The following is a 14,776-nucleotide window of genomic DNA, read 5'->3' on the forward strand; positions in this document are numbered from 1 at the left end:
AAAATCAAAAGATCGCAGCCTTCGGCAGCTCCTACAGGGGTGGTGTTTTATTTGAAGTGATCTATCTGGTTCAGGAGCTCCGCAGTCTTCTGCGGCATCAGTTGCGTCGCACACCGTGTCTCGACATTGATGATGATCGCCGGCTCGTTGCAGCACAGGCGTACGCGGAAGCGCCAGTCGCTGAAGATCACTTTCAGGCCATCGCGGTCGTCCATTTCCAGCGCCTGCTCGGCATACAGGTGTTTCAGATGGGCGAGCAGGGGATAGGGATCGGCCAGCGGCCGGCGAATGTCGCCGGACGAGGGAAACATGCCGATGCGTTCCACCAGCAGGATGCTGCCCAGCCACGACTCGTTGGCGCTGGGCAACGGCTGATGCCGTGACAGCCGGCTCACCGCCCCGAGGTTGCCCACCTCCCGTTCAATCTCTGCTGCATGCTGTGCCATGTTCATGGTTGCCTCCTGAAAAGAGAAGTGGGCGGGGGCCGTCTCAGCGGCCCTTGAGGTAGACGTTGTCGTAGCAGAAGTTGGTCGCCTGCAGGTAACCCTCGGCGTCACCGCAGTCGAAGCGCAGGCCCTTGAACTTGTAGGCCAGCACGCAACCGTTCTGTGCCTGTTTCATCAGCGCGTCGGTGATCTGGATCTCGCCGCCCTTGCCCGGTTGGGTGTCGGCGATCAGGTCGAAGATGTCCGGGGTGAGGATGTAGCGGCCGATGATCGCCAGGTTCGACGGCGCGTCCTGCGGCGCCGGTTTTTCCACCATGTTATTGACCCGGTAGATGCCCTCGGACATCAGTTCGCCGGCGATCACCCCGTACTTGTGGGTCTGGTCGGCCGGGACTTCCTGGATGGCGACGATCGAGCAGCGGAATTTTTTGTACAGCTGGATCATCTGCGAGAGCACGCCGTCACCGTCCAGGTTCAGGCACAGGTCATCGGCCAACACCACGGCGAAGGGCTCATCACCGATCAACGGACGGCCGCTGAGAATCGCGTGACCGAGGCCCTTCATTTCCACCTGACGGGTGTAGGAGAAGGTGCAGGTGTCGATCAGCTCGCGGGTGCCGGCGAGGAATTTCTCTTTCTCGGTGCCGCGGATCTGGTGTTCGAGTTCGTAGCTGATGTCGAAGTGGTCTTCCAGCGCACGCTTGCCCCGACCAGTGACGATGGCCATGTGTTGCAGGCCGGCGTCCCGTGCTTCTTCAACGGCGTATTCGATCAACGGCTTGTTGACGATCGGCAGCATCTCTTTCGGCATGGCTTTGGTCGCCGGCAAGAAACGCGTGCCATAACCGGCAGCGGGGAACAAACATTTACGAATCATAAAAGTATCCTGGACAGTCATGGAACACAGGCAACGGATGCGCGCACTTACGAACGCGCACAAGTTTCAATGATTATTGAACGAGTACTTTAATACCTGAGTCAGGTTGTTAATGGCAATTAGTGCGGAGGGTAAAACCTGACAATGTTATGAGATGTCGGTTATAGCGTTATTGGTTATTTTTAGTCGGTATCTGTTGATAGTGATGAGTGCACTCGGGGTGCTAATAAGTACCGGGCAATACAGTTTGACCTGCAAAAATATTTATTGCCAGTGGTTGAACTAATTTTGTTTAAGGCTGTTGTCGTCCTTATTGTGTGGTGCGCCACAGATTCAATGAAAGGGACTTGACAGGCTACTTGTCACTTATCCAATGACGGACCGCGCTATGAAGATTCTGGTAACGGGTGGTGCCGGCTATATCGGCTCGCACACCACACTTGCGCTGCTTGAAGCAGGTTATGAAGTTGTTGTACTGGATAATCTTTGCAACAGCAGCGATGCGGCACTGCATGCGATAGAAGGTATTTGCGGCAAAAGCGCGCTGATGATTCGCGGCGATGTCTGCGACCGGCCGTTGCTCGACCGGATTTTTCGCGAGCATCAAATCGACGCGGTGCTGCATTTTGCCGGGCTCAAGGCCGTCGGCGAGAGTGTGCGCAAGCCGCTGGATTATTACGAGAACAACGTCGGCGGCAGCATCACGCTGTGTCAGGCGATGGCGGCGGCCGGGGTGTTCCGGCTGGTGTTCAGCTCGTCGGCCACGGTGTACGGCGAGCCTGAGCAGATGCCGATCCGCGAGGATTTCCCCACCGGTATTCCGACCAATCCTTACGGCCAGTCCAAGCTGATCGTCGAGAACGTGCTGCGCGACCTGAGCCAGGCCGAGCCGCGCTGGAGCATCGCCTTGCTGCGTTACTTCAACCCGATCGGCGCGCATCACAGCGGGCATATGGGCGAAGACCCCAGCGGCATCCCCAACAACCTGCTGCCCTACATCAGCCAGGTCGCGGTTGGCAGCCTGCAAGAACTATCGATTTTCGGCGACGATTACCCGACCATCGACGGCACCGGGGTTCGCGATTACATCCATGTCGTCGACCTCGCCGATGGCCATCTCAAAGCCCTGCAATCGATTGCCGATCGTCCGGGCATTCACACCTGGAACCTCGGCACCGGCGACGGCTACAGCGTGATGCAAGTGCTGCATGCCTTCGAACAAGCCAGCGGGCGTCCGGTGCCATACCGAGTGATGCCGCGGCGCAGCGGCGATATTGCCGAGAGTTGGGCCGACGCCTCCAAGGCCGCAAGAGAACTTGGCTGGAAAGCCACGCGCAGTTTGCAGGACATGGTCACCGACACCTGGCGCTGGCAATCGAATCATCCACGCGGTTATCTCGAATGATGTCGTTCTAATACTGAATGTTAGTTTCGGTCAGCTGTTAGATATCGTCGGGAAAATACGCTGGAAATGCCTTTTGCAAGTCCGTAGATATAAACCTGCCGTTCGACTTTTATCAGTTGGGTAAGACTGTGAAAGAACGACGGATCTTGTTCGCGATTTTCGCGAACTTGAACGCTACCACCGCTAACTCAGGCCGGTTTTTAACAGGCCGAATGTTAGAAAGGAGTTGATATGAAAAAAGTGATGGCGATTGCCCTGTTGACGATGTTGAGCAACTGGGCGTCCGCTGCTGAAGCGCCGCTTACTGCGGTGACCAATGTATCTGGCAGTGTCGCGGCTTCTACAGCGCCTGCTGCCAGTACTGCAATGGTTGCCAGTGCAGTCGCGGCGTCCAACAGCGGCGGAAGTGCCAACGGCGGTACCACGGGCACCACCGGTACTACCGGCACCACTGGCACGCACAACTAACAGGAACATTTGTTAGTGCAGTACAGGGTCGCCCGACGCAAGTCGGGTGACTTTATTTTTAGATTCGCCCTTGAATAGCGTAGTGCCATTATGACTCGTAGTTTTTCTCTTTTGCTGTTGGCAAGTATCGCTTTGCAAGGTTGCATGTTTTCCCCCGGCCAATACCTGAGCACCGGCGACATCACGCGCCAGGGCGCCAGCGAAAGCAGTCGGGTCGAGCTGATTCCGATCACGCCCAAGCTGATCTCGATGACCCGCGCCACGCAAAAGCGTGAGTCGGTGCCGGCGGAACTGTTGGCAACGCCGGCGGAATACCGCATTGGCAGCAACGATGTGTTGTACATCACGGTCTGGGATCATCCGGAGCTGACCGCGCCATCGGGGGCACAACAGCAGATCGACGCCAACGGTCGACTGGTGCGCTCCGATGGCACGCTGTACTACCCGTTCATCAAGGAAGTGCAGGCGGCCGGCAAGACCATTCAACAGCTGCGCTCGGACATCGAAACCCGCCTGTCGGCGTTCATCGCCGAGCCGCAGGTGGATGTCGCGGTGCTGCGTTTCGCCAGTCAGAAAGTGGTGGTTTCGGGCGCCGTGGCCAAGGCCGGTCCGCAGCCAATTTCCACCAACCCGCTGAGCGTGGTCGAAGCCCTCGGTACGGCCGGCATCGACACCAACAACGCCGATCTGTCGGGCCTGCTGCTGACGCGCAATGGCCGGGTGTATCCGCTCAATCTCGACTCGCTGAACCAGCAGGACTCCGAGTTGCAGCACGTCTTCCTCAAGGGCGGCGATCAGTTGTATCTGCCGTACAACGACAACAAGCGCATCTACGTCATGGGTGAAGTCAACCAGCCCCGTGCGCTGAGCTTCAAGACCGCGACGATGAACCTCTCCGATGTGCTTGGCTCGGTCGGCGGCTTGAGCCAGACCACCTCCAATGGCAACGCGGTGTATGTGATTCGCGGGGTGGAAAACCTCGATGTCGAGCCGGCGAAGATCTATCAACTGGAAGCTCAGTCGCCGACCTCAATGGCACTCGCTTCGCATTTTGAAGTGCGTCCGCAGGATGTGGTGTACGTCGGCCCGGCCAACGTCACGCGCTGGAACCGCTTCATCAGCCAACTGGTGCCGTCGGCATCGATCGTCGGGACCGGGGCTTCCGCTGCGAAGAACTGGAGCGAATTCAGTAACAACAGCAAATAAGGCCGACCGTGAAAACCTTGAAAGTGGGCGTCTGCCTGATGGCGGCCTTGATGTTGTGTGGCTGTAACCCGCTGATGACCGCCTCGGTGCGCAACCTCAAGTCGGCGGTGATCGGCCCGGACGAGCTGGACGTGAGCGCGGCCCAGGTGGCCGAGGTCAAGTACCCGCAAATCAAACTGACCACGCCGTCCGGCTCCGGGGTACTGGCGCTGGTGCGCGAGCGTGAAGACCTGCAGTTCTGGGTCGCCTCCGGCAAACAGGTGTTGCTGCTGCGTGACGGCCTCGCCGTGCGCACCATCGGCCTCGGCGTCGAGGGCGACCTGGACGGCACGCGACTGGCCGACAACGCGCCGTTCAAACGTGGCCTGCATCAGGTCGCCGACGGCTTCACCAGTCAGCGCTGGATCGACCTGTACAAGGGCCAGGAAGTCGGCTTGATCGTCAACAGCCGGTTCTCCCGCCGAGCCACGCAAACCCTGCAAATTCTCGACAAGGAATACACCGTGCTGCGTGTCGACGAACGCATCGACGTCCCGGCCATCGGCCTGCGCGCGACCAACCATTACTGGGTCGATCCGCTGGACGGTTTCATCCTGCAGAGCGAGCAGCAACTGACCACGCAACTGCGCGTGCGCATCGTGCAACTGACCCCTGATCGCAGGCATCTGCCGTGAAGCGCTTACGGATGTTATCGGCAGGTTTGTTGTTGCTCAGCGACGTCAGTCAGGCAGCGGTCACGGTCAGTGGCGATGTGGCCAATCCGGGGCCGGTGGAATTGCCGCCGGGCGGGCGCTTGCTCGACGTGATCAGCGTGGCGCTGCCGAATGCCGAAGGTTACTGGCTGGCCGGCGTGTTGCTGCGCCAGTCGTTGCTGGAACAGCAGGCGCGGCTCAAGGCCGGAGTGTTGTTCGATCTCGATGTCTTGCAGCGCATGGCCTCGTTGTTTGATCGACCGAGCCGCGCGGCACTGGCGCTGCGTCTGTCCGAGCAGGTGCGGCAGATGCCGGTCACCGGGCGCCAGGTAGCGGACCTCGATCCGGTCGCGGTGGAAGTCGGTTTCGCGCGCAACATGCGTCTCGACGATGGTGATCGTCTGATCTACCCGAAACGGGTCGACGAGGTGCAAGTGCTGGGCGCGGTTGCCGAGACCTGCCACCTGCCTTATCAGCCCTTGCTGGAGGCGCGCGAGTATCTGGAAAACTGCACGCCGCTGGACGATGCCGAAGCCGATTACCTGTGGCTGATCCAGCCCAATGGTGCGGTGCGGCGCGTGGGCATTGCGCACTGGAATCGCGAGAGCGGGCAGTTCCCCGTGGCCGGCAGCAAGATTCTGGTGCCGGTGAAAAACGATGATCTGGATCCGCCTGTTCCTGAACTGAATCAGCAGTTGGCCGAATTGATTGCCACGCAGCTGGCTGAGGTGGTTCGTTGAAGTTACGTGTTGCAGCTGTGTTGTTATTGCCGTGCGGCCTGGTGTATGCCGAGCCGCGTATTACTCAAAATGATTTTGGTGGCACCGGTCTGTTGCAGACCCCGACCGCGCGCATGGCGCCGGCCGGCGAACTGAGCGTCAATGCCAACCGCACCGAGCCTTACAGCCGCTACAGCGTGTCGTTGCAGCCACTGGATTGGCTCGAAGGTTCGTTCCGCTACACCGCGATCACCAACCGGCCGTACGGCTCCGAGGCGCTGAGCGGCAGCCAGAGCTACAAGGACAAGGCGGTCGACGCCAAAGTCCGGTTATGGCAGGAAAGCCACTGGGCGCCAGAAGTCGCGCTGGGCTTCCGAGACATTGGCGGTACGGGTCTGTTCTCCAGCGAATTTTTTGTCGCCAACAAACGTTTCGACAATTTCGATTTCAGCGCCGGCATTGCCTGGGGTTATTTGGGTAATCGCGGCGACCTCGACAACCCGCTGGGCTACGTCAGTGATCGCTTCGATACCCGACCGGCTCTCGAAGGTACCGGTGACGTCAACTCCGGCTCGTACTTTCGCGGTCGGCCGTCGTTCTTCGGAGGCGTGAGCTACCAGACGCCGTGGGATCGACTCAGCCTGAAACTCGAATACGAAGGCAACGACTACAAGCACGAGCCGAAGGACAACGTGATCAAGCAAGATTCGCCGATCAACTTCGGCGCGGTGTTCAAGGTGGCCGATTCGGTGGATGTCAGTGCGGCGTGGGAGCGCGGCAATACGGCGATGTTCGGCATCACCTTCCACACCAATTTCGTCAGCCGCAAAGCGCCGGCCAAGACCTACGATCCGACGCCGGAACCGCTGCCGGCGAAGATGCCGACCACGCCGATGGAACAGGTCAAGTGGGCCGACGTGTCGCAACGTTTGCAGCAGAATGCCGGGTACAAGGTCGAGCGCATCAGTCAGCGTGATTCCGAGCTGATCGTGTACGGTGAGCAGCAGCGCTACTTCCATTCGTCCAAGGCTGTTGGCCGCGCGAGCCGGATTCTCGACAACAGTGTGAACGACGACATCAACTGGTTCACCGTGGTCAACAAGCGCTACGACCTGCCGCTGGAAGAGACCAGCGTGCCGCGCCAGACCTTCCGCGAAGTGATCAACAACGAGGAACCGCTGGAGTCGCTGCACCGCACCACCGAGATCAACCCGGCGATGCCGCACAACGAGAAAACCCTCTATAGCGAAGCGCCGCAGCACTTCAATTACGGCGTCGGCCTGGGCTTCAAGCAGAACGTCGGCGGCCCGGATGGCTTGCTCTATCAATTCAGTGCCGACGCGGACGCGGAGTACCGCTTCAACCGCAACACCTGGTGGAACGGCCTGCTCAGTGCCAACCTGGTGAACAACTTTGACAAGTTCACCTACGACGCGCCGAGCGGCCTGCCGCGGGTGCGTACCGATTTGCGTCAGTACCTGACCACCTCGGAGGTGACCATGCCGTTATTTCAGGTCAGCCATGCCGAGCAGTTGGACAAGGACCTGTATGGCATGGTCTACGGCGGCTATCTGGAGTCAATGTTTGCCGGTGTCGGCGCTGAGGTGCTGTTCCGGCCGACCGGCGAGCGCTGGTCGGTGGGGGCGGATCTGAACTACGTGCGCCAGCGCGAGTTCGACCAGGGTTTCGGCCTGCGCGACTACTCGGTCTGGACCGGGCACATCACTGGCTACACCGATTTGCCGTACGACACGTTGGCTGCGGTCAGCGTCGGTCGTTATCTGGCTGGCGACTGGGGCGGTACGCTGGACATCTCTCGCGAGTTTTTCAACGGTGTGCGTTTCGGCGCTTGGGCGACGATCACCACGGCTGGCAGTGCCGAGTACGGGGAGGGTAGTTTCGACAAGGGCATCTACCTGTCGATCCCGTTCGACGAAATGATGAGCATGTCGACCATGCGCCGCGCCAACCTGGTCTGGGCCCCGCTGACCCGTGACGGCGGCGCCAGGCTCAATCGCAGCTTCCAGCTGCACTCGATGACCGATAGCCGCGAGGGTGACATGTTCTACCGCAACTTCTCGAAGATTGCCGAGTAAACCCGGAGCCTTCTTGGGACCTGTGGGAGCGGGATGAACTGGATATCCCGATCCACCCCCCAATCCCTGTGGGAGCGAGCCTGCTCGCGAAGGCGTCGGCACATTCAACATCTCTGTCGGCTGATCCACCGCCATCGCGGGCAAGCCACGCTCCCACAGTGGATCGGGATGAACTGAATATCCCGGATCCACCCCCAATCCCTGTGGGAGCGGGCTTGCCCGCGAAGGCGTCGGCACATTCAACATCTCTGTCGGCTGACCCACCGCCATCGCGGGCAAGCCACGCTCCCACAGTGGATCGGGATGAACTGAATATCCCGGATCCACCCCCAATCCCTGTGGGAGCGAGCCTGCTCGCGAAGGCGTCAGTCCATTCAAAATCCATGTTGCCTGACCCACCGCTATCGCTTGCAGGCAAGCTCCCACAGTGATTTTGTGGTGTATCCGATTTGAGTGAACACCGCCGGACTCTGTGGGAGCGGGCTTGCCCGCGAAGGCGTCGGCACTGCCACCCTCGCAACCGCCTGATCCCACCACCAAATCCCGCCCACAAAAAAGGGGACTTTCGTCCCCTTGCGCTATCGCCTGGCTTGTCACCAGTCCATCAATAAATATCTTTCGACAACAGCGTAAACGGCGTCTTCACCAGGATCTTCAGATCCAGCCACAACGACCAGTTGTTGATGTAATGCAGGTCCATCTCCACCCGACGCTGCATCTTGTCGAGGGTGTCGGTCTCGCCACGGCAGCCGCTGATTTGCGCCAGGCCGGTGATGCCCGGTTTGATTCGGTGACGAGCCATGTACGCGAGGATTTTCCCCGAGTAGTAGTGGTTGTGCGCGACAGCGTGAGGGCGCGGGCCGACCAGGGCCATCTGCCCTTGCAGCACGTTGAACAACTGCGGCAGCTCATCCAGAGAGGTGCGGCGGATGAACCGCCCGACGGCGGTAATCCGCGAGTCATTGCGGCTGGCCTGGACCACCTCGCGATCATCGTGCACGCGCATCGAGCGGAATTTCCACACCTGAATCACCTTGCCGTTCCAGCCGTGGCGATCCTGTTTGAAGAACACCGGCCCCGGCGAGTTGATCTTCACCGCCAGCGCAATGAACAGCAGCACCGGGCTCAACAGAATGATCGCCAGCAGCGCCACGCCTTTTTCCACCAGACTTTTGCTCAACGCAGCAGTAGGGCGGCTGGTCAGCGGGCTTTCGTTGAGGCAGATTGCCGGCAGACCATCCACGACCTTCACCGAGTGGTTGAGCAGGGTCAGACTGTTCAAGTCCGGCACCCAGACCACATCAACGTTGGCCCCGAGCAAATCGACGTACATCGCTTCGATTTTCGCCGCTTCCGCCAGCGGCAGGGTGATGTACAGACGGCGGATGTCATGATCCTTGATCAGTTGCAGCAGATCTTCCTGATCGCCCACCACCCGTGGTGCATCCGAATCCAGAACCGGTTTCGTGCCATTGCTGACCAAACCTACCAGTGGCAAGTTTTCCACCAGACTGATCTTCTGCGCCAGGCCCAGCGCCAACTCACCCGTGCCGACAATCAGGGTTTTCTGCGCACTGGTGCGGGAACGCTGGTAGTACTTGGAGAACGCATGCAGCGGCGCGTACAGCAGCGCCTGACCGAGGAAGCCGTACACCGCCCAGCTCAGCGTCACTTCACGGGAAAACACCTCGTCGGCCTTGCACACGAACGCGATGCCGGCCAGCGCGAGCATGGTCATCGACCAGCCCATGAACAGACGTCCCAGACCCGTCAGGTAATTGTCCTGTTTGCGGTATACGCCGCTGAACGTGTACGCCGGTACCGAGGCCAGTACCGCCAGTGTTGCGCACAGGCGGTAGTAGAACTCGACGGTGCCGGTATGGCGTTCAGCAAGTACGAACAACAGCGCGACAATGAAACCTTGCGCCAGCGCCCATTGGCCCCAGAAGGTAAGTCCCTTGAGGCCGTTATTTCGATTGATCCGTAGAGAGAGTTCCATGAGATATCCCCAGAAATACGTCCATTCAGGTTTCGACAGTTAAAGTCCGAGTTGCTAGATAGGCTTGTTGTTGTTATTGGACGAGTGTCCTGAGGTAACAACGTCGATAGGCCGAACTGTCGTCAATCAATAGACTAAGTTATTGCCGGAGAGGGTGTCTGACGAGTTCTAACAAGATGGCACAGTGCCAACTTTCGAGTAATCAAATACAAGGCTGTTAGAAAAGGTCGTGGAGCAAGGGGTGAATAAATGATGTTGTGTTTGTTACTGTAGGAGGGGTGGAGGCAGGGAACTTATTTACCAGGGAGGTGAAGTCAAACAGAGTGCTCTTGTTGTTTTTGTAATCGCACTGTTTTCTGTTTGTTTTGTTCGCGGAGATCGTGCGTGTTTACGCAACGATTTCCTGGATGAGGCAATAACCGCGGTTTCTTACGGCACGGAACAATCGCTCCCCATTACTGGCGCTTTTGAACTTGTCCTGCAGGCGACTCAGGCACATCTCCAGGCCACGATATTGCTCCGGTTCACGGCCGATGCTGAGGATCAGATCGTCGCGGCTGACAACGCGCTCTTCGTGATGGAGCATTTTGCGCACCAGCGCGGTTTCCAGTCCGGTCAGGCTGATTTCGACGCCTTCCTTGATCAGGGCGCCTTGATCATCGTCCAGATGCCAGGTCGTGTTGCCAGTGGCAGCGTCCTCAATGGCGGCAGTGCGGTTGTCGCTCTCTGCACTCTGAAACGGCTTCGCCGATTGTGCGGACAGCCATTCCGATTCGAGGGTGGCGAGGATGCGCTGGGTATCGTGTTCAATCGTGCGGGCCACGTGTTTACGGGTGCCGCTTGGGTAAGAGAACTCCATCAGCATGGGCGCGGAAGAGGGCGAAGTAGCACCTTCAATAAACATTTGTGCCTGAGACGTGCCAAACGAATTGAAGCGCTCGCTGGACAGAATGCTCTCAAGTTCACGCTGCGACGTTGTACTGTGAGTCACGACGACAAAATATTTTCTCGGGAGGGTTGTACTCGTTTCCATGTCTCTCTCCTAAAATGTGCACCAAAATGGGCGAAAAGATAAATCGGCAGGCGAGCAATGACTTCCTCGGAAGTAATCGACAGGCAGGGTATGGGCTTAAAAATGGCCCTCGATAAGTTCCACTCGTTCTGCTGCTATGTTGTGAAGTTTATTGTTATGGTTCGGTGTAGCCGTGCTCATTCAATGGCTTGATTATAATTAGATGTGAAGTACAACTAGAGCGGTATGGTTGCATATGACGATCCTTCGTAATTATGCAAAGAGGATGGCTGCCCGAGAGTCAGGCAGTCGATATCAGACCCCGCATCAGGCGATAGCCGTAGCCGCGGATGCTCTGAATCGCGTTCGTACCATACATGTCCTTGATTTTTCCACGCAAGCGGCTGATGGATTTTTCCAGCGCTCTCGGGTCGTAGAAATGGGTGTTGAGCCCCATGATGCTGGCGATTTCATCATGGCTGAGAATGTGATTGCTGGTCTGCGCAAAGGCTTCCAGGATCTTCATCTCGGCGAACGAGATGTCGAGTTTCTGACGGGGGCTGCCCAGCAGGCAGATACGCGTAGGGTCTAGCGTCAGATTGATATCCCGCTGCCATTCTTCACTGTTGAAGAACTCACCGAGCAGCTCGTCGCCCTCGTCGGCAAGGGTATTGAGTTTGATACAGAAGTCGGCGCCGGCGAGAAAATACTTGATCTTGTTGAACGCGCCGCGACCGGTAATGACCGCGCAGATGATCGGCTTCAAGTTGTCGCTGCGCAGGCTTTCGATCAGCGCAAGATTGTCTTCCAGCGCTTGCGGAGTATCGATAACGATGAAAATGGCGCGATACGGACCAGAAAGTTCATTGTTGAAGGAACTAGTGTACGACTCGGCCTCAAGTGCCATATCAGTGTGTACGTGCTTCGCGATCAGCGCCCTGAAATGTTCGGCCACGCCACGGGTACGACCCAGAGTAAGAACACCGGGTACGTCGTTCGTCGGGCGCGGACTTCTAGTCGCCAAGTTCCCTGAGAGCATCATGCTTTGACTCGAATTAGGTGCTGACATCGGGATGTTAAAGCACCGGTTCTCATCTGTGACTGACAATTGGTAACATTCACGCGATTTTTAGACGTGGCTCCCGAGTTTTCTAACAATAATTAAGCATTTCAAGCTTTTAGTTGATTTTCTCGGGGTTGTGAACTAGTCGTTACATGATGGCGATGTGGAATTGTGCCACTATTTTGAATCTATGGCGATGGCTTTATTCATGTCCAATTGCCACTGTTCACGATCCTGAGACAGTGTGAGCTGGATCACACTTTATTGGCGAATCGAACTTTTTTCTACTATAGGCCTAAATATTTTTCGGGTAGTTCGTAGGCGGACGTTTATTAACATGGCTTGAGTGTGTCTTTTGATAAGACATATTCTCCGTCGCCTGATCAGGCAATGGGTGTCGCGTTATACCGATTGTTTAACTTCAGATACTCAATTCCTGAATACAGTTGACCGGTCGCTCAGCAAGAGCGCTCTGACGGAGGATTAATGGATTTCTGGACCTTTATCCAGGTGTTGATTTTGGGCGCGGTAGAAGGCCTGACCGAGTTCTTGCCGATCTCCAGTACCGGCCACCAGATCATCGTCGCCGACCTGCTGGACTTCGGCGGCGAACGCGCGATGGCGTTCAATATCATCATTCAACTGGGGGCGATCCTGGCCGTGGTCTGGGAGTTTCGCCCGAAGATCTTCGACATCGTCAAAGGCCTGCCCACCCAACGCAATGCGCAACGTTTCACCCTCAACCTGCTGATTGCCTTTCTGCCGGCGGTGATCCTCGGCGTGCTGTTCGCTGACAAAATCCATCAATACCTGTTTAACCCGATCACCGTGGCCATGGCCTTGGTGGTGGGCGGCATCGTCATGTTGTGGGCGGAACAGCGCAGCCATGTGGTGAGCGTCGATCACGTCGACGACATGCGCTGGTCAGATGCGTTGAAAATCGGCTTCGTGCAATGCCTGGCAATGATTCCCGGCACGTCGCGCTCGGGCTCGACCATCATCGGCGGTTTATTGTTCGGCTTGTCCCGGAAAGCCGCCACAGAGTTCTCGTTTTTCCTCGCCATGCCGACCATGGTCGGCGCCGCGGTGTACTCCGGCTACAAATACCGTGACTTGTTCCAGGCCAGTGACTTGCCCGTGTTCGCCCTCGGATTCGTCATCGCCTTCATCTTCGCCATGATCGCCGTGCGCGGCCTGCTCAAATTCATCGCCAACCACAGTTATGCGGCGTTCGCCTGGTACCGGATCGCGTTTGGCTTGTTGATTCTGGCGACGTGGGTGTTTGGCTGGGTGAACTGGACGGAAGCGGCGGGGTGATCACTGACTGCTGATCAATGTAGCAACCGCGAGGTCGTTCAACTCCGAGTTGGGCGACTCTTGGCGGTAGCGCTGCAAGGCTGATGTGAAATACGCGGCTTGCAGCATGCCGTCGCTGGCGAGGTAATAGCGCGCAGCTTCGATTTCCTCTGGCGAGTAAACACGTTTCTTGAGTCTGGACACATCCGAGGTCGCATCGAACGAGGCCGCCGTCGCCGTGAAAACCAGAAAGCCGGAAAGCTGAGTCGACTCAAAAGGACCACCGTCCCCCTTACCACACCCCTTCACAAAGTCGCAGGAGGCGACGGCGCTGGAAGAGATGGTCGAGATTAAAGCTAGGAGGATAAAACGCTTGAACGAAACACAGCGAAACGCGGGCATAAACAAAAGACATCCTGTCAGCACATCAAAACTCCGGGCAACGCTCATTCGTTGCCCGCACATTCAAACCATCTATCAACGCCCTTGCAGCAACTCGCCAGCCTGATCCAGCAACGCCAGCGGATCCTTGGCCTTGTGAATATCCACCGACAACAACTGACGGAATTTACGCGCCCCCGGGAACCCGGTGCCCAACCCCAGCACATGCCGGGTGATGTGATGCATCGCGCCGCCCGCCTGCAAATGCTCGGCAATATAAGGCCGCAACTGTGCCAGCGCCTCGGCGCGGCTGATCACCGGCGCGCTGCTGCCGAACAACTGCTGATCGACCTCCGCCAGCAAATACGGATTGTGATAAGCCTCACGCCCAAGCATCACACCGTCAAAGGTCTGCAAATGCTCATGGCAGGCCTCCATCGTCTTGATCCCGCCGTTCAGCACAATCTCCAGCTCCGGAAAATCCGCCTTCAACTGCGCCGCCACGTCATACCGCAACGGCGGAATATCGCGATTCTCCTTCGGCGACAACCCCTCCAGAATCGCAATCCGCGCATGCACGGTAAAACTGGTGCACCCGGCATCCCGCACCGTCCCGACGAAATCACACAACTCGGCGTAACTGTCCCGCCCATTGATCCCGATCCGATGTTTCACCGTCACCGGAATCGACACCGCATCGCGCATCGCCTTCACACAATCCGCCACCAACTGCGGATGCCCCATCAGGCACGCACCGATCATGTTGTTCTGCACCCGATCACTCGGGCAGCCAACATTCAGATTCACCTCGTCGTAACCATGCTCCTGCGCCATGCGCGCGCACGCGGCCAGATCGAGCGGAACGCTGCCACCCAACTGCAATGCCAGCGGATGTTCGGCTTCGTTGTGACGGAGGAAACGTTCGTGATCGCCGTTGAGGAGAGCGCCGGTGGTGACCATTTCGGTGTAGAGCAGGGCGTTCTTCGACAGGAGGCGTAGGAAGTATCTGCAATGCCTATCAGTCCAGTCCATCATCGGGGCGACGGAGAAGCGGCGGGAGAGTGGGGCGGGTGTGGCGGAGATAGGGGACATTGGCGGTTCTGGATTGGGTGGGGC

General features: G+C 57.9%; 14 protein-coding genes. 7 read left to right on the top strand and 7 right to left on the bottom strand.

The window, feature by feature from the left end:
• Positions 1–47 precede the first annotated feature (47 nt).
• Both L6D63_RS24465 and galU read right to left on the bottom strand, forming a co-directional pair.
• A complete protein-coding gene (locus L6D63_RS24465; RefSeq protein ID WP_047295219.1) occupies positions 48–452 on the bottom strand; it encodes a mannose-1-phosphate guanylyltransferase in 405 nt (134 codons plus the stop codon).
• A gap of 37 nt (positions 453–489) precedes the next feature.
• Positions 490–1,323: a UTP--glucose-1-phosphate uridylyltransferase GalU gene (gene galU / locus L6D63_RS24470; protein WP_047295217.1), complete on the bottom strand. Its 834-nt coding sequence runs from the start codon at positions 1,321–1,323 to the stop codon at positions 490–492.
• A 388-nt stretch (positions 1,324–1,711) separates the two neighbouring features.
• Here galU and galE point away from each other — a divergent pair, with 388 nt between their 5' ends.
• The 6 genes from galE to L6D63_RS24500 all read left to right on the top strand — a co-directional run bounded on the left by galE (position 1,712) and on the right by L6D63_RS24500 (position 7,909).
• Entirely contained in the window at positions 1,712–2,728 is a 1,017-nt protein-coding gene (gene galE / locus L6D63_RS24475; RefSeq protein ID WP_131671810.1) for a UDP-glucose 4-epimerase GalE, read from the top strand.
• Positions 2,729–2,959: 231 nt separating this feature from the next.
• Positions 2,960–3,196 carry a hypothetical protein gene (locus tag L6D63_RS24480; RefSeq protein WP_003226528.1) on the top strand — a complete coding sequence of 79 codons (237 nt, stop codon included), beginning with the start codon at positions 2,960–2,962 and terminating at the stop codon, positions 3,194–3,196.
• 90 nt (positions 3,197–3,286) lie between these two features.
• A complete protein-coding gene (locus L6D63_RS24485; RefSeq protein WP_186448465.1) occupies positions 3,287–4,402 on the top strand; it encodes a polysaccharide biosynthesis/export family protein in 1,116 nt (371 codons plus the stop codon).
• A gap of 8 nt (positions 4,403–4,410) precedes the next feature.
• Positions 4,411–5,076, top strand: coding sequence for a YjbF family lipoprotein (locus L6D63_RS24490; protein ID WP_131671808.1), 666 nt, complete (start codon positions 4,411–4,413; stop codon positions 5,074–5,076).
• On the top strand, positions 5,073–5,834 hold the full coding sequence (locus L6D63_RS24495; protein ID WP_373873761.1) for a capsule biosynthesis GfcC family protein: 762 nt from the start codon (positions 5,073–5,075) through the stop codon (positions 5,832–5,834). Before L6D63_RS24490 ends, L6D63_RS24495 begins: the two co-directional genes overlap by 4 nt.
• Positions 5,831–7,909, top strand: a complete 2,079-nt coding sequence (locus tag L6D63_RS24500) for a YjbH domain-containing protein (protein ID WP_131671807.1) — start codon at positions 5,831–5,833, stop codon at positions 7,907–7,909. Before L6D63_RS24495 ends, L6D63_RS24500 begins: the two co-directional genes overlap by 4 nt.
• A gap of 604 nt (positions 7,910–8,513) precedes the next feature.
• Here L6D63_RS24500 and L6D63_RS24505 read toward each other — a convergent pair.
• The 3 genes from L6D63_RS24505 to L6D63_RS24515 all read right to left on the bottom strand — a co-directional run bounded on the left by L6D63_RS24505 (position 8,514) and on the right by L6D63_RS24515 (position 11,962).
• Positions 8,514–9,908, bottom strand: coding sequence for an undecaprenyl-phosphate glucose phosphotransferase (locus tag L6D63_RS24505; protein WP_131671806.1), 1,395 nt, complete (start codon positions 9,906–9,908; stop codon positions 8,514–8,516).
• 388 nt (positions 9,909–10,296) lie between these two features.
• Positions 10,297–10,941 (bottom strand): winged helix-turn-helix domain-containing protein, encoded by a 645-nt coding sequence (locus L6D63_RS24510; protein ID WP_041074648.1) that lies wholly within the window; start codon positions 10,939–10,941, stop codon positions 10,297–10,299.
• A gap of 280 nt (positions 10,942–11,221) precedes the next feature.
• Positions 11,222–11,962, bottom strand: a complete 741-nt coding sequence (locus L6D63_RS24515) for a winged helix-turn-helix domain-containing protein (RefSeq protein WP_095668747.1) — start codon at positions 11,960–11,962, stop codon at positions 11,222–11,224.
• 507 nt (positions 11,963–12,469) lie between these two features.
• On the opposite strand from L6D63_RS24515, the gene L6D63_RS24520 reads away from it, so the two are divergent.
• Positions 12,470–13,300, top strand: a complete 831-nt coding sequence (locus L6D63_RS24520) for an undecaprenyl-diphosphate phosphatase (protein WP_131671805.1) — start codon at positions 12,470–12,472, stop codon at positions 13,298–13,300.
• Here the strand turns inward: L6D63_RS24520 and L6D63_RS24525 are convergent, their stop codons facing one another.
• Positions 13,301–13,729: a DUF2388 domain-containing protein gene (locus L6D63_RS24525; RefSeq protein WP_236170404.1), complete on the bottom strand. Its 429-nt coding sequence runs from the start codon at positions 13,727–13,729 to the stop codon at positions 13,301–13,303.
• A 27-nt stretch (positions 13,730–13,756) separates the two neighbouring features.
• Positions 13,757–14,752, bottom strand: a complete 996-nt coding sequence (gene dusA / locus L6D63_RS24530; RefSeq protein WP_123588481.1) for a tRNA dihydrouridine(20/20a) synthase DusA — start codon at positions 14,750–14,752, stop codon at positions 13,757–13,759.
• Between the last annotated feature and the right edge of the window lie 24 nt (positions 14,753–14,776).

Origin of the sequence: Pseudomonas parakoreensis (assembly GCF_021602155.1) — a bacterium.
Taxonomy (GTDB): domain Bacteria; phylum Pseudomonadota; class Gammaproteobacteria; order Pseudomonadales; family Pseudomonadaceae; genus Aquipseudomonas; species Aquipseudomonas parakoreensis.

Bases quoted from the DNA above. Each gene is read 5' to 3' on its own strand.
- L6D63_RS24480 (WP_003226528.1), top strand. From the start codon at position 2,960: ATGAAAAAAGTGATGGCGATTGCCCTGTTGACGATGTTGAGCAACTGG.
- L6D63_RS24515 (WP_095668747.1), bottom strand. From the start codon at position 11,962: ATGATGCTCTCAGGGAACTTGGCGACTAGAAGTCCGCGCCCGACGAAC.
- L6D63_RS24465 (WP_047295219.1), bottom strand. From the start codon at position 452: ATGAACATGGCACAGCATGCAGCAGAGATTGAACGGGAGGTGGGCAAC.
- L6D63_RS24505 (WP_131671806.1), bottom strand. From the start codon at position 9,908: ATGGAACTCTCTCTACGGATCAATCGAAATAACGGCCTCAAGGGACTT.
- L6D63_RS24525 (WP_236170404.1), bottom strand. From the start codon at position 13,729: ATGAGCGTTGCCCGGAGTTTTGATGTGCTGACAGGATGTCTTTTGTTT.
- dusA (WP_123588481.1), bottom strand. From the start codon at position 14,752: ATGTCCCCTATCTCCGCCACACCCGCCCCACTCTCCCGCCGCTTCTCC.
- L6D63_RS24485 (WP_186448465.1), top strand. From the start codon at position 3,287: ATGACTCGTAGTTTTTCTCTTTTGCTGTTGGCAAGTATCGCTTTGCAA.
- galU (WP_047295217.1), bottom strand. From the start codon at position 1,323: ATGATTCGTAAATGTTTGTTCCCCGCTGCCGGTTATGGCACGCGTTTC.
- L6D63_RS24510 (WP_041074648.1), bottom strand. From the start codon at position 10,941: ATGGAAACGAGTACAACCCTCCCGAGAAAATATTTTGTCGTCGTGACT.
- L6D63_RS24520 (WP_131671805.1), top strand. From the start codon at position 12,470: ATGGATTTCTGGACCTTTATCCAGGTGTTGATTTTGGGCGCGGTAGAA.
- galE (WP_131671810.1), top strand. From the start codon at position 1,712: ATGAAGATTCTGGTAACGGGTGGTGCCGGCTATATCGGCTCGCACACC.